Source organism: Veillonella sp. CNR 79/14 (assembly GCF_003992185.1).
Lineage (GTDB): Bacteria > Bacillota > Negativicutes > Veillonellales > Veillonellaceae > F0422.
In genome coordinates this window covers 1-511 of record NZ_RQVH01000046.1, presented here as the reverse complement: position 1 = coordinate 511, position 511 = coordinate 1, and the positions used below count along the sequence as shown (strand labels likewise).

Annotated in this window: 2 tRNA genes; both read right to left on the bottom strand. The window is 44.0% G+C overall.

The features are described 5' to 3' along the window. Positions 1-109: 109 nt before the first annotated feature. A tRNA-Ala gene (locus EO119_RS08055) sits at positions 110-185 on the bottom strand. A gap of 101 nt (positions 186-286) precedes the next feature. Continuing rightward, positions 287-363, bottom strand: a tRNA-Ile gene (locus EO119_RS08050). Positions 364-511: the final 148 nt, after the last annotated feature.

Sequence of the window (511 nt, the reverse complement as noted above, 5' to 3'; positions counted from 1 at the left end):
ACCTTATAAGTTAATTTAGAGAATCTATGTGCTTGGTCTAACCCTTAGAGTCAACTCTAAGAGACCAAATCATAAATTTTATTATCTTCTATGCAGTTTTCAAAGAACATGGTGGAGACGAGGAGATTCGAACTCCTGACCCCCTGCTTGCAAGGCAGGTGCTCTCCCAACTGAGCTACGCCCCCATGTGAGTCTATCTTGTATTCGGAATCTATCCTTATTAGGAATTTCTTCCATCTTAAGATAGGACTTAATATATTAGCTCTTCTTCATCGAAGAAAGGCACTGGTAGGCCTAAGTGGACTTGAACCACCGACCTCACGCTTATCAGGCGTGCGCTCTAACCAGCTGAGCTATAGGCCTACATATGAGAGTTGACCTCTCAAAACTGAACAATAAAGGTGACCAAAGTGTCGACCTAGTGTGACATCTAACATCTTGTGCTAGTGTATGTCTCCCTAGAAAGGAGGTGATCCAGCCGCACCTTCCGATACGGCTACCTTGTTACGAC